This window comes from Pseudomonas sp. GW822-FHT02G04 (assembly GCF_058802085.1).
Window position 1 is genome coordinate 1 of record NZ_JBXANU010000019.1, and the last position, 23666, is coordinate 23666.

Genomic DNA, 23666 nt, shown 5'->3' on the forward strand with positions numbered 1-23666 from the left:
CAGGTGGCGGTGGCCGCGTGGTCGATGTCGGTCGAACTGAACTGGCCACTGACGCTGAGCGTGGTGTCTTCCTGCACCGCGCCGGCATCGTTGCCGGTGGCGAAACTGAGCACCGGCGCATCGTTGCTGCCGGTAATGGTGATGGTCACGGTCTGCATCGCCGAAGCAGCGTTAGCTGTACCGCTGTTGTCGGTGGCGATCACCTTGTACGAGAAGGTGATGGTTTCACCCGCGCCGAGGAAGTCGAGGTTCTGGTTGGTGCTGTAGTCCCAGCTGTTCTGATCGACCGAGAAACCGGCCACCAGTGCCGAAGCCACGCCCGCATTGAGTGTGCCGCCGCTCCAGGCGATGTTGCCGTTGGAGGTGTGGGACACAGTCACCACGTCGATGTTGTCCACATCGGCAAAGCTCAGTGCGCCGCTGTCGCTCAGTGTGGCCGCACCGTTGCCTTCGCTCATTGCGCCGGAGGTGTCGGCAATCGTCAGTGTTGGCCGGTCGTTGGTGCCGGTGATAGTAATGGTCACGGTCTGTACCGTGCCGTCGCCGATCGCCACGTTATAGGTCTGGGTGAGGGTCTGGCCTTCGCCCAGGAACTGCACGGCGGCGTTGTCTACCGCGAAGTGCCAGCCCAGCGAACCGCTGCCCGTGCCGGTGCTGTCGTGCAGTGGATCTGTGGTGAAGCTGCCCAGGTAGCCGGAAGCGCCCGGTGTGACGGTGACGCTGTGAGTGTCGATCAGGTCGGCGTCGGTGAAGGTGATGCTGCCGTTGGCAGCGTAGTCGCCGCTGTCTTCCTTGGCATCGCCGGTCTGCACGCCGCTGGTGATATGCACCTGGTCGTTGGTGCCGGTGATGGTGATCGTTACATTCTTCGTTGTCGACGAACCATGCCCATCATTGACGGTGACCATATAAGTTTCGGTAGCCGTCTGACCCTGGGCCAGGCACTGGGCTGCCGCATTATTCACGGTGTATGTCCAGTTAACGGTGCCGTTGGCCGCATTGGCCGCTTCAATGACAGAGGCAAGGGCGAAGTTGCCCATCGCTGTGGTATTGCCTCCCGCCGCCACGAATGAGGCGGTATGTGTGTCGCTCAGGTCGACATCGCTAAACGCAATCGTGCCCGTCGTGCTCAGCGAGTCGGTTGTGCTCGGCGTCGTGGTCGCATCTTCGGTTACGGTGCCGGCCTGTGCGCCGAGGCTCATCGTCACGCTGTCATTCACACCTGCGAATTGCACCTGCGCAGTGGCCCAGCTGAGGGTGCCATTGCCGAGACGAATCGCATACGTAAAGCTGTCTGCCAGGGACGCTCCGGCAGCAAGCGCCTGAAGTTGCGCCTTGAATTCAGTCGACAACGTAGCGGCGTCGTAACCGACTTTTCCATCCGACGTAATCCAGATTTTTGCCCCATAGAGGCTGGTGTCGGCACTCGTCGCCTCGATTCTGCTGGTGTCCTGGACCAGCAGATCGGCCGGAGCATAAACCTTGGTGGCAGTAGAAAGACTGGTCGCATTATCGAGTGACCAGAGTGTCTTTGCGTTGCCACCGAGGTCATTGGACATGACGTCCAGGTAGACGATTCCCTGCAGGTCTTCAGTGATGGTCACGCTGCTCGTGCCAACGACACCTGTAGTGAAAATATCGTCCTGCGCCTGCGGCGTATTGGAAAACGAAGTAACGGTGCCGCCGCTGGTCGTGGTGGTGGTAGCCATGTCTTTCTCCCGAGAATGCTTTTTTTTATTGGAATCGCCAGGGACTGCAAACAGGACGAAGTCCCGTGCTTGTGCCGCTCAGAGTGTTCAGGAGCGGTGCGAGGCGGCCGCCGGACATCGTCGGCCGTCCGGGCCCGACGCAACAGGCGCTGCGGGCAGAGGGACGCGGGTGTCGCGGAGGTGAAAAAGTTCGCCGCACTTGAGGAGCGAATCGCAGGAGCGGTCGGGCGAATGTGGGCCCAAGCCTGGGGCTGCGCTGCGCTTGGCGCGCAGTAATCTGAGAGCACCCATATGGCAGGGACTCCTGAAGTGATGGCTAGGTGAGGCCGTATTTTGGTACAGCACTGACTCAGGGAGACGGCCTTTCCTGATATCAGTTTGATAGGTGTTTAGTTGTGGGGTCAGGCTTTGTAAAGGTGTTAAACGAAGGTAACAGTACGATGTGCCAATATTCCGACAAGTGGATGTTTTGGTGTCAATATTACGTCGATCTGTTTTTGGCGAAGTGTCCGCAGGCGCTCAACAGTGGTGCGCCTCAAATGAGCTGAAACCCTTATGCGGCAAGGGCTGGCTGCGAAATTCCAGTGCAGGGGCACTCTAAAATTGCAGCGTCAGCGGTTAAAAAAGCCCGTCAGGGCATTCCTCTGGCGTTTTTTTTCATGCTCGAACCACCTGACGACTTACGTGGAAAGTCCGTTATTGCTGTGCCTTACTTCTGACTCCACTCAAGGAGCCAAGTAATGCGACACAGAGGTGCGCAGTTCTGGTCATCACCGATGAGTCGGTACTGGCGCTGCGGCGGATGGAAATGAGCGAACGTGAGCGTTTCAAGCTCAGCTGTGAAGACGCGTGGTCGGAATACCTGGCCGCCAAAGCGGCCATGCTTAACCTCATGCGCGCGCCCAAAGTCGATCCCTGGGTCTGGGCTGACCACAAGGAGCGACTGAAGCAGGCGATTGACCGGCGCGTCTGCGTACAACGCGCCTATTTACGCTGAGCTATTCAGAACCTGATGCCCGGGACTGTCGCAGGTTCTCGATGGTCGCGATCAGGTCATCGTAGGACACCGGTTTTCCAATGTACTGGTCAAAGCCCGATTGACAGGCTTTTTTAATATCGCTGCTGGCGCCATAACCGGTCAGGGCAATGGCCGGCACATCCTTGACGTGCGGCAACTGACGTAATGCTCGCATCAGTTCATGGCCATTCATGACCGGCATGCCCAAATCCGAAATGATCAGGTCGAAGTGGCTGCTGGTCGCCGCGTCCAGAGCATCCCCCGGACGATCGAAGGCAACGACTTCGGCGTCTTCCATTTCCAGCAGCATTTTCAGGGTTTCCAGTACCTCGGCAGAGTCGTCGACCAGCAGAATCGTCAAGCCGCTCAGCCTTCCCGATGCGTCGTCGATTTGAGTCGCTGGTTGAGTTTCACTTTTGGTCTTGGCCAGCGGCAAGTAGACACTGAAGGTACAGCCTTCCCCAACGCCCGGTGAACTCACCTCAACCGTACCATGTTGTGCCTCGGTCAATTGGCGCACCAGTGACAAACCGATGCCCAGCCCCTCGCGCTGGTGGTTGGCGTGCTGTGTTTCAGCCTGGCCAAACAGGTCGAATACGTGTTCGAGGTTCTCGGCCGCGATGCCGGTACCATTGTCCTTGACGTCCAGCCGCGCCATGTTCCCGGCCAGGCTGGCGATCAATTGCACGCGGCCGTCGGGCGGGGTGAATTTCAGTGCGTTGTTCACCAGGTTCCAGATGATCTGCTCCAGGCGCGTCGGATCGGCGCACACTATCAACGGTTCCAAAGGCACATGCAGCTCGACGGTGGTGCTGTGCTGGTCATTGAGGACGACGGTGTAAATGTCGCGCAGCACACTGGCCAGATCCACGGCGATCGGTTTGAGCTTGAGCTTGCCGGTGCGGACACGGGCGACGTCCAGCAAGTCGTCGATGATCCGTGCCTGGCTACTGACGGCATCGCAGATGGTGCTGACGGCTTTGGCGGCCGGCGCCACCGACTTGGTCACCGGCAAACGCCGCAACAGTTCGGCGTTGAGCTGGATCAGGTTCAGGGGATGCTTGAGTTCGTGGGACATGACCGCGAAGAACTCATCCTTGAGGTAATTGGTGTTCAGCGTCTCGGCCAGTTGTTGGCTCTGCTCTTCATGCTGGCGTTTGTGACCGGTCAGGTCCCGGGCGATTTTCACGTAGCCGCGAAGGTTGTCACCGTTGAGCTGGGTCACCTCGCCGCTGCAATAGAAACGGCTGCCATCCTTGCGTAGATGCCAGCGTTCATCTTCGGAACGGCCATGGGTGCGAGCCCCCAGCAGTTCGGTTTCAGGCACGCCGGTGGCGCGGTCTTCGGCGGAAAAAATGAAGTCGTAGTAAGCGCCTTCGGCCTCGGTCTTGCTGTAGCCGAAGATCAGTTCGGCGCCTTTGTTCCAGCTGGTGATCACACCCTGTTCATCGAGGGTGATGATTGCGTAGTCGCGGGTGCTTTCGGCCACCAGACGCATGCGTTCTTCGCCCAGGCGTAGTTCTTCTTCGGCCGCGCGGCGTTTGGTGATGTCGATGAACGTCAGCACGGTGCCGTCGATATGGTCTTCGCTGGAGCGGTAGGGCAGCAGGCGGGCGATGTACCAGTGCTTGTCGGTGCTGCTGACTTCACGTTCGATCATGTTCAGTGATTCGAATACCAGTGCGGCGTCACTCGCCAGGTCGTCGTAGTGCAGGCGGTGCGTGATGTCGAGCAGGGAGCGGCCGGTATCCACCGGCAACATGCTGAAAATATCGGTGGCACGCGGGGTGAACCATTTGATCCGCATGCTGCGGTCGACAAACACCGTGGCAATGTCGGTGGAGGCGATCAGGTTGGTCAGGTAGTCGTTGATCTTGTCGGTTTCTTCGACTTTGGTTTTCAGCTCGTAGTTGACCGTCAGCAGCTCTTCGTTGATCGATTGCAGCTCTTCCTTGCTGGTTTCCAGCTCTTCGGTGGCCGAGCGCAGTTCTTCATTGATCGCCTGCATTTCTTCGTTGGACGCTTTCAGTTCTTCACTGGAAATTTCCGATTGTTCGATGGTGTCCTGCAAGTGCAGCTTGGTGCGTTGCAGTTCACGCTCCAGGTTGGACAGCACCTGGCTTTCGGTTTGCAGCAGGGTCGTGGCCGTCGCTTGTGAAGGATCGACTTCGACTTCCTCGAAAATCACCAGGACGAACTCGCCGTCCGACTCGTCATCCTTGTAAGGCTGCGCCTCCAGGCTGACCTTGTAACGCCGCTCTTCGCGCTTGATCGGCACCTCGCGTGATTTCACGGCCAGGCCGCTCTGCTGGACCTGGAACAGCGTGGTGCGGATTTCCAGGCGCAGTTCCGGAAGGATCAGCGTCAGCAGGTTGCGTGACAGCTCACCGCCCACATGCCGCAGGAAACGCCCGGCACCTTCGCTCATGTGCAGGATGTCGGCGTTGGTATCGACGATCATGCTCGGCGGAGCGTAGCGTTCGAGGGCGCGCTGGTGGATGTCGGCGAACGACAGTTTGCGCTGCACGACGTTTTGCGGCGCCTGCCGGGAAATATTGGAGCGCACATAACCACCGCGCGGCACGGTCGGCGTACGTCGGCTACTGGCGGTGCCGGTTTTAGCACGGAAGATCCGGTTGCGTTTGTCCACCGGCGTGAACAGCTCATGGCAAGCGTCTGCGCTTTCGGAAGACCCCAGGAACAGGAAGCCACCGGGCCGTAATGCAAAGTGGAACATCTGCAGGATTTCGCGTTGTACTTCGCGATCCAGATAGATCAACAGGTTCCGGCACACGATCAGATCGATTTGCGAGAAGGGTGGGTCGGACAGCAGGCTGTGCTTGGCGAACAGCACCTTCTCGCGGATTTCCTTGCGAATCCGATAGTGCTCATCTTCCTTGATGAAGTAATGCCGCAGCCGCGTCGGCGGTACATCCGTCACTATGGCTTGCGGGTACAGACCGGCCCGGCCGAAGCTGATGGCGCGCTCGTCGATGTCGGTGGCGAAAATTTGCAGCGAGGCCTTGCTGTCCTCCAGCTGCAGCTGATCGTTGACCAACATCGCCAGGCTGTAGGCTTCTTCGCCGGTGGAGCAGCCAGCCGACCAGATCCGGATTTCTTCTTTCTCAGGCTGGGCCGACACCGCGGCGCCAACCAGTTGCGGCACGATATCGCGCTCCAGCGCTTCGAAGGCTTCGCGATCACGGAAGAAGTTGGTCACGCCTATCAGCATGTCTGCCAGCAACGCCTTGGTTTCTTCGGGATTGTTTTGCAGGTAGCGGTAATAAGCTACCAACTCTGGCTGGGCGGTGACTTGCATCCGGCGCTCGATCCGTCGCAATACCGTCGCGCGTTTATAGTGCTTGAAGTCATGGCCGGTGCCGGTGCGCAACAGAATCAGGATGTCGTGCAGCATTTGCTCGGCGAGTGCTGCTTCGCGCTCGGATACCGAGGCAATGGTTTGCAGATGCGGATCGTTGGCGGCGGGCAAGCTGATTTCCCGGGAGTTGTGCCACAGGTCCAGCAGCTTTTGCGGCATTTCCACCACAGGCAACACCAGATCGACCATGCCGGTCTCGATGGCCGCCCGAGGCATACCGTCGAACTCGGCGTCTTCCGGCATCTGGGCCATGGTGATACCGCCCTGTTCCTTGATGCGTGACAAACCGACCGCGCCATCGGAGCCGCTGCCGGAAAGCACCAGGCAAAAGGCGCGTTCCTGATGGACATCGGCCAAGTCACGAAAGAACAGATCGATCGAGGCGTGGCGCCCCAGGTGTGGATCGTTGTCACTGACCTCCAGGTTGCCGTCATTCATCGTCAGCCGCTGCGCCGGTGAGATGACGTACACCCGGTTTTTCTCGATCGGCACAGTTTCGGTGACCTGCAGGACCGGCATCCGGGTCGATTCCTGGATGATCTGGTCTGCGATGCTTTGGTGGTCGGGCGACAGGTGAAGAATGATCACAAATGCCATGCCGTTGTCGTGAGGCATGTTCTCGAAGAACAATTTAATGGCTTGCAGCCCGCCCGCCGAAGCGCCAATGCCCACCACGGGAAAGTCCAGGGTGCTGGGGCTCAATACCTTTCGCTCGGGCGCCGTGGCCGAGTGCTTGGGGGCTGTGGTCATTTCTTTCTGCCTGTGCTGGCGATGTAAAACGTATTGAGGGCGAGCGGATATAAAACGCGGGTTTCTTAAAACAGGATAATCCCGTTTCTCAATAACGCCTTCAATTATTTAGCGCGCATTTGTGCGGCTATATAAGTTTTTGACAAGCAAATGCGCGATTGCACTCCCGCCGCTTCAAGGGATCGCGACTACTGGCCGATAACCTTGACGGTCGTTGTGATTTTCGTTTCTGGCGGCCGGCAATCACCGGCTGATGCGAAATGACTTGATAGCCTATGGCCTCTCGCTATCATCTGCGCGCCAAAAAGGGCGCGAAGCTGAGTTTGCCCGTGTGGTTGCCTTTGGGTTGTTCTTCCTTAAATTGCCTGGAAATCTTCGATGCTGTCGTATCACCAAAAAAGCTTTTTGATCGTCGATGATTTCTCGGATTTCCGCAGTTCCGTCAGGTCCATGCTGCGGGAGTTGGGCGTCAAGGACGTCGACACCGCTGATACCGGTGAGCAGGCGCTGCGCATGTGCTCGCAGAAGTCCTACGACTTCATCCTGCAGGATTTCCACCTGGGCGATGGCAAGAAGAACGGTCAGCAGGTGCTCGAAGACCTGATGATCGAGAAGCTGATCAGCCATGAAAGTGTGTTTGTCATGGTCACCGCCGAAACCAGCCAGGCCATGGTGCTCAGCGCGCTGGAGCATGAGCCCGACGCTTACCTTACCAAACCGTTCAACCGCTCCGGTCTGGCCCAGCGCCTGGAGCGACTGGAACAGCGCAAGACCTTGCTCAAACCGATCCTGCAAGCGCTTGACCGGGGCAAACCGGTTGAAGTGCTCAATGCCTGCATCGCCCTGTGCAAACAGGACATTCGATATTCGCCGCTGTGCCTGCGTTACCGCGCCGATGCATTGCGCGACTTGAACCAGAACGAAGCGCTGGAGCGTCTGTACGACAGCATTCTGGCGGACCGTCCTTTGCCTTGGGCGTTTGCCGGGTTGGGTCAGTTGCTGTTCAAGCGCGGGCAGGTCAGCCAGGCCAAGGGCATTTACGAAAAAGCCTTGAAAGTCTTCCCGATGATGCCGGCCCTCTACGATGGCATGGCCGATGTGCTGGTCGCCGAAGGCGACACCAAAGGAGCGCAGAAAGTCTTGGAAGAGGCTATTCGCCTGTCGCCGCTGGCGGTGCGCCGACAAGCGTTGCTGGGCAAGCTGGCAATGGCCAACGAAGATTTCGACACCGCCTCCAAAGCCTATCGCCAGGCCGTGAACCAAGGGGCGCAGTCACGTTTCAAGGATGCGGAAAGCAACCTCGGCCTGGCCCATGCCTTGATCAGCAAAGGTGCGGAAAAGGGCCTGGACACTCGGACCCGCCTTGAAATCAACACGACGCTGAGTGCGGTGGCGAAGGAAAATCCTTCCGACCCGGGCTTGCAGATTCGTGCGCGTCTGATGAAGGCCACCAGCCTGCTGCTCAACGATGCCGAAACCGCCGAGAAGCTCACCGAGCAAGCGATGATGCGCCTCGATGGCATGGAACAGTTCATGAGCGCCGAAGCGGCGCTGCTGGTGGCCAAGCAGTTGCAAATGCTGGGGCAGGCGAGTGCCGGTGCTTCGATGTTGAAAAACTGTGCGGAAATCTACGGCGACGATCCGACCGTGATGAAGGGCATCGCCAAGCTGACCGACGATCCGACCATCCTCAACTCGGGCAACGCGGCCGCCGACCTCAACCGTCAGGGCGTGCGGGTGTACAAGACCGGCAACCTGGTGGAAGCCCGGGATGTATTCCGCAAAGCCCTGGCGCTGCAACCGAAGAACATCAGTATTGCCCTGAACATGGCGCAGTCGCTGCTGCATGGCACCGACACCAGCGTGCCGTCGGCCGAGCTGGAAGAGTGCCGGGCCTGCCTGAAAACGGTCGGCCTGATGCCCGATACCGACGCGCGTTATCCGCGCTACCAGAAACTGAAAATCAAGGCGTTCGGCGAATGATCGACAGCGAACCGTCACTCGACTTTTCCACGGTGATTGCCTCCACCGTGCACGACATGAAGAACTCTCTGGCCATGCTGATGCAGGCGCACAGTCAATGGCTGGCACGCTTACCCGATCCTGAGCAGCACACCCCGGAGCAGGGCGTCATCGACTTCGAGTTCGCCCACCTCAACGGCATGCTGGTGCAGTTGCTGGGGCTGTACAAGCTGGGCGTCAACCAGATGCCGTTGCAGCCGGCCTACCATGAGCTGGATGACTTCATTGAGGCGCAACTGGCGGCTCATCAAGAAGTGTTCGCCAGCCGCGGGATTATCGCGACCTATGAAGTGGACCCGTTGAGCCCGCTGGGTTTCTTCGATCGTGAGCTGATTGCCTCGGTGCTCGCCAACAGCATCAACAACGCCATCCGTTATGCCCGGCATGCCTTGTTGATCAGCGTCAGCGATGAGGCCGGGCAATTGGTGCTGACCATCAACGACGATGGCGAGGGGTATCCACCGGAGATGATCGAGCGTCAGGCCGACTATGTGCAGGGCATCAATCACAGCAGCGGCAGTACTGGCCTGGGCTTGTACTTTGCCGGGCGGATTGCCGCCTTGCATCAGCGTAATGGTGTGGGCGGACGCACCGAAATCAGTAATGGCGGCCCGTTGGGCGGTGGCGTGTTCAGCCTCTACCTCCCGTAGAACGCCGTTTTTAACCTGGAATACTCCCCCCCTACGGGACCGTGTTGTCTGGCTATTGCGCCTTTTTGTTTGACGCTGCTTGATATTCCGAACAGCTGGAGCCTATTTTGTACGGGTCGCCGTTCGCGGCTCGTACAACAACAAGGATTGCGTCATGACAACCGATGGCCATCGCTCACTCGCGCAGCGATTGACGGGCATTGATGAGATTGAATGTGTCACGCCGGACCTGAACGGCGTACCACGCGGCAAGGTAATGACCGCCGAAGGATTTCTTGAGGGGCGGCGTTTGCAGATGGCGCGGGGAGTGCTGCTGCAATGCATCATGGGTGGCTATCCACCCGCGCACTTTTACGGCAGCGATGATGGCGACCTGGCGCTGGTGCCTGATCCGGCGCAGATCCACCGCTTGCCCTGGAGTTCGCACCCTCGGGCATTGGCCATATGCGATGCGCAGGAATTGACTGGCGAGAGCTCGCATCTGTCGACTCGTGGCCAACTCAAGGCGGTGATCGCTCGCTACGCCGCCCTCGGCCTGGCGCCAGTCGTGGCGACCGAGCTGGAATTTTTCGTATTCGCGCCCAACCCTGACCCGACGCAACCCTTCCAGCCGCCAGTGGGCCTGGACGGTCGTCGCGAGGACGGTCATTCGGCATTCAGCATCAGCTCCAATAACGGCTTGCGGCCGTTCTTCACTGACGTCTACGCAGGCATGGCGGCGCTGGGCTTGCCCCGCGATACCTTCATGCACGAGATGGGCGTCAGCCAGTTCGAGATCAATCTGCTGCACGGCGATCCGCTGCTGCTGGCCGACCAGACCTTGCTGTTCAAGCATCTGCTCAAGGAAGTGGCGCTCAAGCATGGCCTGACCGTGGTCTGCATGGCCAAGCCATTGGCCCACACGCCGGGCAGTTCGATGCATATTCACCAGAGCATCGTCGAGATCGACACCGGGCGTAATGTGTTCAGTGACAAGGCCGGCGAGCCGACCGCGACCTTCCGTCATTTCATCGGTGGCCAACAGGCCGGCCTGGCGGATTTCACCGCGCTGTTTGCGCCGAACGTGAACTCCTATCAACGCCTGTGCCATCCTTTTGCATCGCCGAATAATGCCTGCTGGTCCCATGACAACCGCGCGGCCGGTCTGCGCATTCCAGCCAGTTCACCGGTCGCTCGTCGGGTCGAAAACCGCTTGCCGGGGGCCGATGCCAACCCGTATCTGGCGATCGCCGCGAGCCTGGCGTCGGGGCTGTATGGCATCGAAAACAAACTGGAACCGAGCGAAGCGGCCCGGGGCGAATTCGTGGTGCCGGATAATCTTGCGTTGCCGTGTACCTTGCATGCCGCTCTCGAACGTCTGAAACGTAGCCATTTGGCGAAGGAACTGTTCGGCAAGGAGTTCATCGAAGGCTACATCGCTTCGAAGACCATGGAGTTGACCAGCTTCCTCGATGAAATTACTCCCTGGGAACGGCGTGTTCTAGCAGCCCAGGCCTGACGACCCGTCGCCATCGGGCTATCGTTGTCGATAGCCCGATACTCACTGCAAGGAGCCGCTCGGAACGCCGATGCGCCAAATCCTGAAATCCTTTCGAGGACTTTATTTCGCCTCGCTGATGATGTTGATCGGCTCGGGCCTGTTGAGTACTTACCTTGCCCTGCGCCTGGCGGCCGATAAGGTCGACAGCCTGTGGGTCGGCGCGTTGATGGCGGCCAACTATTTCGGCCTGGTGCTGGGCGGCAAGATCGGCCATCGGCTGATTGCCCGGGTCGGGCATATTCGAGCTTATTCAGCCTGCGCCGGGATCGTCGGTGCGGCGGTGCTGGGCCATGGCCTGGTCGACTGGCTGCCCGCGTGGCTGTTCCTGCGGGTGATCGTTGGCCTGGGCATGATGTGCCAGTACATGGTGATCGAAAGCTGGCTCAATGAGCAGGCAGAAGCCAAGCAGCGTGGCGTGGTGTTCAGCGGCTACATGATCGCTTCGTACCTGGGGCTGGTGTTGGGTCAGCTGATTCTGGTCATGCACCCGGGCCTGGGCCTGGAGCTGCTGATGCTGGTCGCGTTGTGTTTCGCCCTGTGTCTGGTGCCGGTGGCCCTGACCCGGCGGATTCACCCGGCGCCATTGCACCCGGCGCCGATGGAGCCGCGCTTCTTCATCAAACGCGTGCCGCAGTCACTCAGCACAGTGTTGGGGGCGGGGCTGATCGTCGGTTCGTTCTACGGCCTGGCGCCGCTGTATGCCTCCCAGCAAGGATTGTCCACCGAGCAGGTCGGTCTGTTCATGGGTAGCTGCATTTTTGCAGGCCTGGTGGTGCAGTGGCCGTTGGGGTGGCTGTCGGACCGCTACGATCGGGCGCTGTTGATCCGCAGTTTTGCGTTTAGCCTGGCACTGGCCGCGTTGCCGCTGGCGATCATGCAGCAAGTGCCAATAGAGGTGCTGTTCATCGCCGGGTTCCTCTGCTCGTTGGTGCAGTTCTGCCTGTACCCGTTGGCGGTGGCGTTTTCCAACGACCACGTCGAGGGTGATCGCCGGGTGTCGCTGACGGCCATGTTGCTGGTGACCTACGGTGTCGGCGCGAGTGTCGGACCGCTGGTGGCCGGGGTGCTGATGAAGTTGTTCGGCAGTCACATGCTCTATGCCTTTTTCAGCTTCTTTGCGCTGGTGCTGGTGTGGCGAATCCGTCCGAAAGCGGTGACCAATCTGCATCAGGTGGACGATGCCCCGCTGCATCACGTGGCCATGCCCGACAGCATGTCGAGTTCGCCACTGGTGGCGTGCCTTGACCCACGTGTCGATGAGCAGGTGGTGCAGGATCAGATGCAGAATCCGGTCAATCCGGAGCCTGACCAGGAGCCGGATGCCGAGCCCGAATCGGAAGCTGAAATCGCTACGGAATCTGAAGACCCTGACACCGGACGCGAGCAAAGTTTTACCGAAGCGAGGCCTTGATGGCCGGACACTGATCTCCCTGTAGGAGCTGCCGCAGGCTGCGATCTTTTAAGATCAAAAGATCGCAGGCTTCGCCAGCTCCTACAAAAGCATCCAAAAAAAACGGGCAGTCACCGCTAGGGACTGCCCGTTTTTTTATTGGCGGGGTGTATCAGAAGTCGTCTTTGTCAAAGCGTCGCGCTTCACGCTGAAGCTGATAGACGAACCGCTCGACCTGCCGTTGCACCAGGCCGCTCATGTTGTGAAAACGCACGCCGGCGAAGGTGGTGTTGATCTTTTCTTCAAAGTGCAGGTAACGCAGCTCCACCGGTGCAGTCATGCTGCCGAAGGGCAGGGCGGCGATGAAGCGGTCGTAGACCTGGCCCAATTGCAGCCTGGCGGTGATGTCGCCTTCGAAGCGCAATTTGCAGCCGGTGGCGGAGATGTCCAACAGTTTGCCGCTGATGGGCGATTTGAGTTTCTCACCCCCCAGCTCGACATTGACCAGTTGTGCCAGCTTCAACGCAGCGCGGAAAGCATTGCGGCGCTGGTGGTAAACCACCTCATCGGGCAGCGTGCCACGGTAGCAGCGGCCATCGCCGGACTCGTCAATGGTCAGCGGGCCATTGCTTTCCCAGGCGATGCGCACGCCGTCGTGGAAGCCTTCGACCTTGAACGGTTCGCCGGCCAGCAGAAAGCGTTCGCCGTCGCGCGGGATCATTTCGTCCAGGGCGATCATGTTGCTGTCACGGTCGACGTCCACCAGATAACTCTGGAAGCGCTGGCTGCGCTCGTGGAACGTGATGATCAGCGGGTCATGGCTGTCTTGCAGCTGACGCAGGTTGCTGGAGATTTCCAGGGGCGTGGTGAGCACCTTGGGTGGCTGCGGAGCATCTTCCGCGCTTAAGGCATTGAACACGGGGTATCAATCTCCAGACAAATATGACTACTAGCCGGCATTCTGCCAGCATGTTGCGTGTCTTGATAGGGCGTGCTCATCGAAAGGCTCAAGCCTGACTGAGCGGGCGTGGCTTGGCGAGCTTGGAGGTTGATCCGCGGGCGTCGTAGAGCGCTGGCGGCTCGCCGCCGGTGAGGATTTTCAGCTGGTTGGCCGTGGCGGCCTGCTGCACCAGAATCGACTGGCCATTGTTGACATTGGCGGCCTGGCACTGGGCCAGGAGGTCGGTCAGCACGTCGCTCTGTTCCAGCAACCGTTCGCCAATGCTCGACTGGCTAGCGAGTTGCTCCAAGCCCTGGCGATTGGTCGGCAGGTTGAGGCTGACGAGGATTTCACTGCGCTTGCGGCCATGCTGTTCGAGCAGAATGATCAATGCCTGTTTATGCGCCAGAATTTCTTCGAGCAGTGGCATGTCGCGACCGTGCAAGGCGAGGGACTCGGTTTGCAGCAGCTCCAGCAGTTGTTGCGCCGGGGCAAAGTCGTCGATGATCAGTTGCAGTAAATGAGTGTCGTGCATGGCTGGCCTTGGGTTTTAAGCGTCCAAAAGCCTGGCGCGGGCCGTGGCCTAGCGCTGGGCTTCGAAATTTAGCAGTTTGCTGGCTACACGGTTGCTGTCGACTTTATAGCTGCCATCGGCAATCGCTGCTTTCAACTCGGCCACGCGGGCGTTGTCGACGGCAGGCTGATCGCGCAGCTTGTCAGTGACCTTCTGCAACTGTTGAGCCTCATTGCTGAGGTGTACCGATTCCCCGCTTTTGGTGGTACTGGCCTGTTCGGCCGGGGTATTCAGCGGCGCGGATTGGCCGGCTTCGGCGGTTTCCTTCGCAACGCTGGTACGTGTACTGCCCGTAAGTGACGAGGAGCTGTTTAAACGACTGAAATCGATGACCATGACAAAAAACCTCTGGATATTTGGACGCTTGCCATGTTTTCGGCGATTTCCCGAAAAACTTTAGGCCCATTTATCAAATGAGCTCGCATGCGCCAGCGCATGCCCTGCATGCGGCACAGTTTAGGCAACCGCCAGGCGGTGCGCCATCACTTCACACACCCAGAGCCCTTACATGGCCACTTCCACCTGGCCCGGCGCTGTGACTTGCGCCTTGATGACCCGCTGGGAGTTAAGGTTTTTGACGCGAATCTGTTCGCTCAGGCCGCCGTTGGACAGCGCTTCACCCGGCATGCGCACACTGAGCGTACCACTGCGGGCGGTAATCACCACCTGGTCGCCCTTGCGAACCACTTCCGCCTGTTCGAGATGTACCAGGGTGATGATCTGGTCGGCGACCATTGGTCGGGTAAGTTTTTGCCCGATCGCCTGATCGACGGAAGTCAGAAACCCCTGATTTATCAGGCTGATATCACGCTCGCGCAGGGTTACGTCCTGAGGTTCGATAATCCCTGTGCGCTTGAGCGGACGAGTGGTCGTCACGATGTCGCGAAACAGCTTCACTTGAGCGGGCACGAAGACGGTCCAGGGCGAGGCGCCATCGCAGCGAACCTTGACCGTGACCCGTCCCAGAGGCCTTGCCGGGCTCTCGAGGGTGGCTGTCAATTCCTTGTCGCACATTGGCATGCGCAGGCGCGGATCGAGCTGGTTGACCTGGATTTCGTAGCGACCTTGCGTTTGACTGGTGGCCAGATAGTCCTCTACGGTGAATTCAAGAAAGCCCTGGGTGACGCCGATAAGCATGTCAGGCAAGGTAACCGTATCAGCAAGGGCAGGGCTGCCAGCGTTGAACAGGCAAGCGGCCGACATCGCGCAGAGCAATCTGCGGCAGGTTGATGTCAGGTGTCGGAAAAATGTCGGTTCTGTGTTCATAAGAGTTAAAAAGCAAGCGCCGTGCCGTTTCGTGATGAATGTGCGTCGCAACACACTTAGCGTTGGTGTAGGAGTCTGGGCATGGCTGGTGTAATGGATTCGGTGAACCAGCGCACACAACTGGTAGGGCAGAATCGCCTTGAGCTGTTGTTGTTCCGTCTCGACGGCCAGCAGCTGTATGGGATCAACGTGTTCAAGGTTCGCGAGGTGCTGCAATGCCCCAAGCTGACCCTGATGCCCAAGTCCAGTCCTGTCGTGTGCGGTGTGGCGAATATTCGGGGGGCAACCATTCCGATTCTGGATCTGGCGATGGCGACCGGTGCCGGTCGGTTGCTGGACCAGAGCAATCCCTTCGTGATCATCACGGAGTACAACACCAAGACCCAGGGTTTCCTGGTTCGGTCGGTGGAACGCATCGTCAACATGAACTGGGAGGAGATTCATCCGCCACCCAAGGGTACGGGGCGCGATCACTACCTGACGGCTGTGACTCGGGTCGACAATCAGTTAGTCGAAATCATCGACGTCGAGAAGGTGCTGGCGGAAGTGGCGCCGACACCGGAAGCGATTTCGGTGGGCGTGGTCGATGTTGAAACCCAACACAAGGCGCTCTCTTTGCGCGTATTGACGGTCGATGACTCGTCGGTGGCGCGCAAGCAGGTGACCCGTTGCCTGCAAACGATCGGTGTCGACGTGGTGGCGTTGAACGACGGCCGGCAAGCGCTGGATTACCTGCGCAAGCTGGTCGACGAGGGCAAGAAGCCGGAAGAAGAGTTCCTGATGATGATCTCCGACATCGAGATGCCGGAGATGGACGGGTACACCCTGACGGCCGAGATCCGCGCCGACCCGCGCATGCAAAAGCTCCATATCATCCTGCATACTTCGTTGTCGGGTGTGTTCAATCAGGCGATGGTCAAGAAGGTCGGTGCCGATGACTTCCTGGCCAAGTTCCGTCCTGATGACCTGGCATCCCGGGTAGTCGACCGGATCAAAGCAGCAGATAACAGCTAGGGGCCTTTTGCCCCTGGCGGTCAACACGATTTAAGAGGCGGCATCTTTGTCTACGGGTAATTTGGATTTCGAACAGTTCCGGGTATTCCTGGAAAAAGCCTGTGGCATTTTGCTCGGTGAAAACAAGCAATATCTGGTCTCGAGCCGTCTCAACAAACTGATGGAACAGCAGGGCATCAAATCGCTGGGTGAGCTGGTTCAGCGCATCCAGACCCAGCCGCGCAGCGGTTTGCGCGAGATGGTGGTGGATGCCATGACCACCAACGAAACCCTGTGGTTTCGTGACACCTATCCGTTTGAAGTCTTGAAGAACAAGGTATTGCCTGAAGCGATCAAGGCCAGCCCCGGTCAGCGCCTGCGGATCTGGTCAGCGGCGTGTTCGTCGGGTCAGGAACCGTATTCGCTGTCGATGTCCATCGATGAGTTCGAACGGGTCAACATGGGCCAGTTGAAGATGGGCGTGCAGATCGTTGCCACCGACCTGTCCGGCACCATGCTGACCAACTGCAAGACCGGCGAGTACGACAGCCTGGCCATCGGTCGCGGTCTGTCGCCCGAGCGCCTTCAGCGTTACTTCGACCCCAAAGGGCCGGGGCGCTGGGCCGTCAAGGCACCGATCAAGAGTCGGGTGGAGTTTCGCTCGTTCAACTTGCTGGACAGCTACGCGAGCCTGGGCAAGTTCGATATCGTGTTCTGCCGCAACGTGCTGATCTACTTCTCCGCCGAGGTGAAGAAAGACATCCTGTTGCGCATTCACAGCACGCTCAAGCCGGGCGGTTATCTGTTCCTTGGCGCGTCCGAAGCGCTGAACGGTTTGCCGGACCATTACCAGATGGTCCAGTGCAGCCCGGGGATCATTTACCAGGCGAAGTGATGCAAAAAGCGCCAGGCATAAAAACGGGAGCCCCTCGGGGCTCCTTTTTTATGCCTGGCGCTTTTTGCATCACGTAGGGGGAAGGTATTGCCCATAGGAAAGCGGCAGAAAAGCGGCAGGCGGCGGAAATCGGTTGCCGCTTTTCTGGCATTGCCGCCTTGCCACTGCCGGCAAAGCCCCGGTTTACGGGCTTTTTTGAATTGGCACGCCGCTTGCTATGTTCATGTTACGAAAAATCAGGTCACCCGAAGGTTTCCCGACATGAGCATCAGCTTCGATAAAGCGCTCGGTATCCACGAACAAGCCCTGGGCTTCCGCGCTCAGCGTGCCGAAGTCCTGGCCAACAACATCGCCAACGCCGACACCCCGAACTACAAGGCTCGGGATCTGGACTTCTCGAAAGTGCTCGCCGAGCAAAACGAGAAAACCAAAAACGGCAAGTTCGCCTTGAGCATGACCAACAGCCGTCACATCGAAGCTGAAGGCCTGGGCAATGGCGATGAGTCGCTGATGTATCGCACGCCGATGCAACCGTCGATCGACCAGAACACCGTGGACGCCCAACTGGAACAGTCGAACTACGCGGAGAACGCGGTCAACTTCCAGGCCAGCTTCACCCTGCTCAACAGTAAATTCAAAGGGCTGGTGTCAGCCCTGCGCGGAGAGTAATTCATGTCCCTGTCCAGTGTTTTCAACATTGCCGGTAGCGGCATGAGTGCCCAGACCACTCGCTTGAACACCGTCGCCAGTAACATCGCCAACGCCGAGACCGTTTCGTCGAGCATCGACCAGACCTACCGCGCCCGTCACCCGGTGTTCGCCACCATGTTCCAGGGCGGTCAGAGTGGCGGCAGCGATTCGCTGTTCCAGAACCAGGACGCGGCCGGTCAAGGCGTGCAAGTGCTGGGTGTGGTCGAAGACCAGAGCAACCTTGAAGCGCGCTACGAGCCGAACCATCCGGCCGCCGATGCCAAGGGCTACGTCTACTACCCGAACGTCAACGTCGTCGAAGAAATGGCCGACATGATTTCCGCAAGCCGTTCGTTCCAGACCAACGCCGAAATGATGAACACCGCCAAAACCATGATGCAGAAGGTCCTGACCCTCGGTCAGTGATAAGGGGCGACTTTCGATGAGTGTTACCGATACCACCAGCGGCGTAAGCATCAAGGATGTCCTGGCCAACTCTTCGGTCAAAACCACGACCACCAGTGATGGTCTTTCCGCGGCGACCAGCAGTGCCACCGGCAGCAAGGCGCTGGGCAAGGATGCGTTCCTGCAACTGCTGGTTACTCAGCTGAAAAACCAGAACCCGCTCGATCCTCAGGACAACAGCGCGTTCGTAGCCCAGTTGGCGCAGTTCAGTAGTCTGGAAGGCATCACCACGCTGAACGACACGGTCAGCGGCATTGCCGGCAACTACAACTCGTCGCAAGCCTTGCAGGCTTCTTCGCTGGTGGGGCGTTCGGTCATCGCGCAGACCGACAAAGCCGTGGTCGACACCTCCAAGAGCCTCAACGGTACCGTCGTGGTGCCGACATCGGTTTCCGCGGCCACCGTCAAGATCACCAACTCGGCAGGCACGGTCATCCGCACCCTCGACCTGGGCAGCCAAAGCGCCGGCAACGCCAGCTTCATTTGGGACGGTAAGGACAGTTCGGGCGCGGTGGCACCGGCGGGTACTTACACCTTCGGCGCAACGAGCACCATCGACGGCACGAACACCTCACTGATTACTTACCTGCCGGCAACGGTCAACAGCGTGACCATCAGCCAGACCGGCGGTGAGTTGATGCTGAACCTGGCAGGCCTGGGCAGCGTTGCCCTGTCCAAAGTGCAAACCATTGGTCTATAGAGCCGACTAACACGGCACAAAGGAGTGGAATATGTCTTTCAATATCGGCCTTAGCGGTCTCTATGCAGCCAACAAACAACTGGACGTGACCGGCAACAACATCGCCAACGTCGCGACCACCGGTTTCAAATCGTCCCGTGCAGAATTCGAAGACGTGTACTCGGCCACTCGCCTGGGTACCGGCAGCAAGACCATTGGTAACGGCGTGCGCCTGGCCAACGTTTCCCAGCAGTTCAGCCAGGGCGATGTGAACAACACCGGCAACGTGCTGGACATGGGCATTCAGGGCAACGGCTTCTTCATCCTCAGCGACAACGGTTCCCTGAGCTACACCCGTGCCGGTGCGTTCAAGACCGACGCTCAAAACTATGTGGTCGATAACAACGGCAACCGTCTGCAAGGTTATGGCGTCGATGCCAACGGCAAGATCATCAACGGTGTGTTGACTGACTTGAAGATCGATACCTCGAGCCTGAAGCCGAATCCGACGACCAAGGTTGATCAGACGATGAACCTGAACTCGGCAGAAACCACGCCGACCGTGGCCCCGTTCAGCCCGACCGATACCAACAGCTATAACAAGACCATCTCCACCAAGGTCTACGACAGCCAGGGTAACGAGCACACTATGGACCAGTACTACGTGAAAACGGGTACCAATGCCTGGCGTGTCTATACCTACATGGATGGTCGCTCCCCGGCCAACCCTGCAACCACGCCTCCAGTGCCGATCACCGCTGACATCACTTTCAACTCCGATGGCAGCATCAACACGCTGACGGCGGGTGCCGGCTGGACCCAGACTGGTAACACGTTGACCATGACCGGTTGGGTGCCAGGCGCCATTACCAACGCCGCAACGACTCCTGTGACCTGGGGTCCGAACGGTTCCGTCGCTGCCACTGGCGGTATCGCGTTCAACATGGCGCTGACCACCTCTTACAACTCGCCAACCGCCCGTACCGCCCAATACCAGGACGGCTACGCCACCGGCCAGATCTCCAGCCTGACCATCGACGCCAGCGGCGTCATGACCGCCAACTTCAGCAACCAGCAAACCAAGGCCATCGGCCAGGTGGCGGTGGCGAGCTTTGCCAACGAGCAAGGCTTGCAGCCAGTCGGCGGTACACGCTGGAAAGAAACCTTCGCCTCCGGTGTGGCCGGTGTCGATGCACCGAAGACCGGTACCCTGGGCTCGATCGTTTCCAACTCCCTGGAAGAGTCCAACGTCAACCTGACCAACGAACTGGTTGACTTGATCAAGGCGCAGAGCAACTACCAGGCGAACGCCAAGACCATCTCCACCCAGAGCACCATCATGCAGACCATCATTCAGATGACCTGATGCTTGATAGTGCTGCATAAAAAACCCCTCGCAAGAGGGGTTTTTTTTGCCTTGCAGAATCAAGATTTCGACCTTAAAGGCAGGCAAAAGAAAACCCCCGACCAGCCAAAGGCTCATCGGGGGTTTCAGGTAAGCGCCCTGGAGCGCCTACCGGCTCAGCTTATTGGCAGAGTGCCTAGGTACAGTTCGTATATATTATTAGAGGCCACGTCGATAAAGGGCTTCAGCGCTTCTATGGCTATTTTTTCAGATAAAAACGTATACGTTTGAGGGGGTAACCCTGTTTTATAGGTTCGAAAGTATACGAAAATCAGCCAAGGACTCGAGGTAAGACTTTTCACATTTTCGAGTCGATTAAGCGTGACGGAAAGGGAAAATTCAGTGTTCGTCTATTATGCCTAGGCACATGGATCACAAAACCAGTTGATGGCTCATCGGTGGAATAGAGTATGAAATGGAAGACACGAACCTTGGAGCAGGTCGCGGAGCTGATCTGTGCTGTTAACACAGAATGCCATTTCCGCTCCCTCCCAGGCCCAAATCTGACTCGCTTCTTCAGAGATGCCGATACCGAGTTTACCCATGACGGTTCGACGCGACGATTCTGGGTTGCTGCCAAAGCTGGTCGCAACTGGATCGGCAACAAGCTGGATCAGTCCAAGCGAAGCCATATCCTTCTCATGGATAGAGAGGGCATCGTCAACCTATTCGTGGTGTCTCCCTTGATCGTTACGCAAGTGCCGAGAAAGCCCCCCTTTCAGTTCGACGACTCGATCCCATTCTGAGCGCGTCAAGTCTCTCTGGCGGCGTCAGGAGAAGTCCTGCAGTTGAACACAAGCTTGCGGAAATAACATGCATACGAAAACTTCGCTTGAGGTTTTTTTAGAACCTTAACTTCGCAAAAAGTACAGGGGAAAATAGATGCTAAAGCCTATTAAAAAAGAGCCAAGTGTTAACGAAAGCGAAAGGGTTCTTTCATCAATTGCTACAAACACGTTTTTCAGTTTATGGTGCTATCCGAGTCTTTTCAGGTCGGTAGGCAAGGGGAAAGAACTTGCCGATCTCACCGTCTATTTTGATAACACCCTGATTCTTTTCTCGGATAAAGGGCATGTTAAATTCCAGGCGCACAGTGAGATCAATCTCGCATGGAGTCGTTGGTATAGGGCGGCTGTAAAGGAGTCCGCCAAACAACTTCACGGCGCTGAAAGCTTTGTAAGAAACCACCCTGAAAAGATTTTTCTAAACAGCAAGCTGGAAGATACATTTCCATTCGATTTGACCAGTCCGCACTTGAAGATTCACTTGATCGCGGTCACCCGAGGAATCGGTGAGCATGCAAAACAATTCTTCGATTCTATAAAGCCGGGCAGCAGTGGCACGCTTGGATATTACTACCAGGTTCCTGAGAAGACCCTCCTTGAAAAACCATTTTTCGTAGGGGATGTAGACCAAGAAAAAACGTTTGTTCACGTGCTTGATGAAAGCGGCATAAAACTTTTGCTAGAAGAATTGGCTACTCCAGCGGATTTTATTCGCTATCTGGAAGTAAAAGAAAAGGCGATCCGGGAGCAAAAATTACTGCTCAGTGCTGGTGAAGAAGAGACGTTAGGATTTTATTTACAAGAGGATGGTGGTCACGGCTTTGGAGATATCCAAAACTTACCTGAAAATAAAGGTAATTTCTTTGCCATTCCTGAGGGAGAATGGAAGCATTACAGACAGACGATGGTCTATGCGCTTCGGCACCAGCATAAGGTTAAAGCCAGACTCTGGAATGAAATTACAGCTCGTTTTGCTGACAGCATTATAGAGGCACGTGTTGGAGAGGCCAGCGATCTTCCATTTCTGACTCATTCAAATGCTGTTCAAATCCTTGCTTCCGAGAACCTTAACTCAAGCAGCTTTTTAGCCTCTGCCTTATTCGAAAAGTTTGGTGGCGTGCCAAAAGGGATTCGCTCCTCTCGCGCAGTACAGTCTTTGAGCAACCCTGGTCGAATGTATATTTTCGTGTTTTTTCCATGGGGCGATGAGTATGCGTCTTATGAGGAGTATCGGCGGGAGCGAACAGCATGCATGCGACTGTATGCCCATGTGGCACGCTATAAATTTCAGGGAGCTAGAGAAATACTTATTTTAGGCGCTGACACTAAAGGCAGATCAGGAGGGTCAGAAACTATATTTGCAATTGATGCGTCAGTTCCTCTTTCAGGCGAAGAACGGATGGCTGCTCAGAAAATAATGAAGACATACAAAATTCTGGACAATGTTTCGGAGAAACGAGTTACATCTCCGGGGCAGCCAAAAAATATTGGTCGAAATAATCCATGCCCATGCGGTTCTACAAAAAAATACAAAAAATGCTGTTTATTAACAGGAATGAAGTGAACGATAGTTTGCTTTCGCCGGCTTCACGTAGATAGGAAGAAATGAGACTCCAAGCACTGATGCCTCGTTACTTTCTACCTCTAAGCCTTAGCTTTCTGGCTACACTCAGCGACGATGTCACCTGGTTGTTTGGCCAACCGCGAGAATGCCGAGAACTGAATCCGATGCCCATGACCCCTGAAGCTCTTTATATCCAGCTAGGCCAAATCATCACTGAGATGCCAGACCTGCGAAACCATGGTTGGAACAACCCGGTAGGACAGCAGTGGCTAGGCCGCGCCGCTGTCTTGGTGGAAGCAGCTGGCGACATGGCCGATGCGATAAATTTCAAGTCTACTGCCCAAGGGTTGTCTAGCAATGCCTATGTCCCAGGGCATGATTCTGCTGTGCAACGGATGACGGCAATTTTGTATCAGGCGCTTGCCCGCGCTGAGATGCGGGCTCCCGCTGCGTCAAGAAACGGTTTTATACCAACAGGCGAGCCATTTACGGCTCTGAGCGCAGTAGCTCGGGCTTTTGGAGATGCAAGCCAGTCCATTCTCATCATCGACCCATATGCGGACGCGAATCTTCTGGATGAGTATGTCGTTCAGGCGCGAGAAGGAGTATCGATACGAATCCTAGCTGACGCTCAGGGTGTAAAACCGGGGCTAAGGCCGGCGATGCAGCGATGGATTACACAGTTTTCGACTACCCGACCACTTGAAATTCACTTAGCACCTGCACGCACGTTGCATGATCGACTGATTATTGTAGATGGAACCACCGCGTGGAGCATCGGGCAATCATTCAATGCCCTTGCAACCAGATCCCCCACCGCCTTGGTTAAGTTTGATAGGGAAACAACTGCGCTGAAGATCGCGGCTTACGAGCAGCTATGGTCTGCCTCACCAGCACTAACTTAGCTACTAACCCGTTAGAGAACGATCCGCTGGCCTTCACGGGAGAGTCA

The 23666-nt window shown here is 57.4% G+C and carries 19 protein-coding genes and 1 pseudogene; 14 read left to right on the plus strand and 6 right to left on the minus strand.

Annotation, left to right across the window (positions count from 1 at the left end; genetic code table 11):
• Positions 1-1709, minus strand: a 1709-nt coding sequence (locus AC1RO5_RS21295) for a VCBS domain-containing protein (RefSeq protein WP_493177461.1), incomplete at its 3' end; no start/stop codon positions are given.
• Positions 1710-2475: 766 nt separating this feature from the next.
• On the opposite strand from AC1RO5_RS21295, the pseudogene AC1RO5_RS21300 reads away from it, so the two are divergent.
• Positions 2476-2706: pseudogene (locus tag AC1RO5_RS21300) on the plus strand (hypothetical protein); the annotation flags it as partial.
• 1 nt (position 2707) lies between these two features.
• Here the strand turns inward: AC1RO5_RS21300 and AC1RO5_RS21305 are convergent.
• Positions 2708-6856, minus strand: coding sequence for a CheR family methyltransferase (locus tag AC1RO5_RS21305; RefSeq protein WP_493177462.1), 4149 nt, complete (start codon positions 6854-6856; stop codon positions 2708-2710).
• 378 nt (positions 6857-7234) lie between these two features.
• On the opposite strand from AC1RO5_RS21305, the gene AC1RO5_RS21310 reads away from it, so the two are divergent.
• From AC1RO5_RS21310 to AC1RO5_RS21325, 4 genes are all read left to right on the plus strand, one after another.
• The gene (locus AC1RO5_RS21310) at positions 7235-8839 is read left to right on the plus strand and encodes a response regulator (RefSeq protein WP_493177464.1); all 1605 of its coding nucleotides are present in this window, start codon (positions 7235-7237) and stop codon (positions 8837-8839) included.
• Complete coding sequence (locus tag AC1RO5_RS21315; RefSeq protein ID WP_305422798.1) at positions 8836-9528, plus strand: sensor histidine kinase; 693 nt, start codon at positions 8836-8838, stop codon at positions 9526-9528. The genes AC1RO5_RS21310 and AC1RO5_RS21315 overlap by 4 nt, the downstream gene beginning before the upstream one ends.
• A 256-nt stretch (positions 9529-9784) precedes the next feature.
• A complete protein-coding gene (locus tag AC1RO5_RS21320) occupies positions 9785-11026 on the plus strand; it encodes a glutamine synthetase family protein (RefSeq protein ID WP_493177586.1) in 1242 nt (413 codons plus the stop codon).
• 70 nt (positions 11027-11096) lie between these two features.
• Entirely contained in the window at positions 11097-12479 is a 1383-nt protein-coding gene (locus tag AC1RO5_RS21325; RefSeq protein WP_493177466.1) for an MFS transporter, read from the plus strand.
• A 151-nt stretch (positions 12480-12630) separates the two neighbouring features.
• Here AC1RO5_RS21325 and AC1RO5_RS21330 read toward each other — a convergent pair whose 3' ends face one another.
• The 4 genes from AC1RO5_RS21330 to flgA all read right to left on the minus strand — a co-directional run bounded on the left by AC1RO5_RS21330 (position 12631) and on the right by flgA (position 15238).
• Positions 12631-13377, minus strand: a complete 747-nt coding sequence (locus AC1RO5_RS21330; protein ID WP_493177468.1) for a flagellar brake protein — start codon at positions 13375-13377, stop codon at positions 12631-12633.
• An 88-nt stretch (positions 13378-13465) separates the two neighbouring features.
• Entirely contained in the window at positions 13466-13933 is a 468-nt protein-coding gene (locus AC1RO5_RS21335) for a flagella synthesis protein FlgN (RefSeq protein ID WP_493177469.1), read from the minus strand.
• 48 nt (positions 13934-13981) lie between these two features.
• Positions 13982-14308, minus strand: coding sequence for a flagellar biosynthesis anti-sigma factor FlgM (gene flgM, locus AC1RO5_RS21340; protein ID WP_493177471.1), 327 nt, complete (start codon positions 14306-14308; stop codon positions 13982-13984).
• A 168-nt stretch (positions 14309-14476) separates the two neighbouring features.
• On the minus strand, positions 14477-15238 hold the full coding sequence (gene flgA / locus AC1RO5_RS21345; RefSeq protein WP_019582904.1) for a flagellar basal body P-ring formation chaperone FlgA: 762 nt from the start codon (positions 15236-15238) through the stop codon (positions 14477-14479).
• Between the two features lie 81 nt (positions 15239-15319).
• On the opposite strand from flgA, the gene AC1RO5_RS21350 reads away from it, so the two are divergent.
• The 9 genes from AC1RO5_RS21350 (at position 15320) to AC1RO5_RS21390 (ending at position 23619) form a co-directional block, all read left to right on the plus strand.
• On the plus strand, positions 15320-16252 hold the full coding sequence (locus AC1RO5_RS21350; RefSeq protein WP_493177473.1) for a chemotaxis protein CheV: 933 nt from the start codon (positions 15320-15322) through the stop codon (positions 16250-16252).
• A gap of 46 nt (positions 16253-16298) precedes the next feature.
• On the plus strand, positions 16299-17126 hold the full coding sequence (cheR, locus tag AC1RO5_RS21355; RefSeq protein ID WP_007937505.1) for a protein-glutamate O-methyltransferase CheR: 828 nt from the start codon (positions 16299-16301) through the stop codon (positions 17124-17126).
• A 261-nt stretch (positions 17127-17387) separates the two neighbouring features.
• Entirely contained in the window at positions 17388-17795 is a 408-nt protein-coding gene (gene flgB / locus AC1RO5_RS21360) for a flagellar basal body rod protein FlgB (protein ID WP_007937506.1), read from the plus strand.
• A gap of 3 nt (positions 17796-17798) precedes the next feature.
• On the plus strand, positions 17799-18242 hold the full coding sequence (gene flgC / locus AC1RO5_RS21365; protein WP_007937507.1) for a flagellar basal body rod protein FlgC: 444 nt from the start codon (positions 17799-17801) through the stop codon (positions 18240-18242).
• 16 nt (positions 18243-18258) lie between these two features.
• Positions 18259-18981, plus strand: a complete 723-nt coding sequence (flgD, locus tag AC1RO5_RS21370) for a flagellar hook assembly protein FlgD (protein WP_305409910.1) — start codon at positions 18259-18261, stop codon at positions 18979-18981.
• A gap of 31 nt (positions 18982-19012) precedes the next feature.
• Positions 19013-20326, plus strand: a complete 1314-nt coding sequence (gene flgE, locus AC1RO5_RS21375) for a flagellar hook protein FlgE (protein WP_493177474.1) — start codon at positions 19013-19015, stop codon at positions 20324-20326.
• Positions 20327-20775: 449 nt separating this feature from the next.
• Entirely contained in the window at positions 20776-21111 is a 336-nt protein-coding gene (locus tag AC1RO5_RS21380) for a hypothetical protein (RefSeq protein WP_493177476.1), read from the plus strand.
• Between the two features lie 136 nt (positions 21112-21247).
• On the plus strand, positions 21248-22714 hold the full coding sequence (locus AC1RO5_RS21385) for an SEC-C metal-binding domain-containing protein (RefSeq protein WP_493177478.1): 1467 nt from the start codon (positions 21248-21250) through the stop codon (positions 22712-22714).
• Between the two features lie 170 nt (positions 22715-22884).
• The gene (locus AC1RO5_RS21390) at positions 22885-23619 is read left to right on the plus strand and encodes a phospholipase D-like domain-containing protein (protein ID WP_493177479.1); all 735 of its coding nucleotides are present in this window, start codon (positions 22885-22887) and stop codon (positions 23617-23619) included.
• Positions 23620-23666 lie beyond the last annotated feature (47 nt).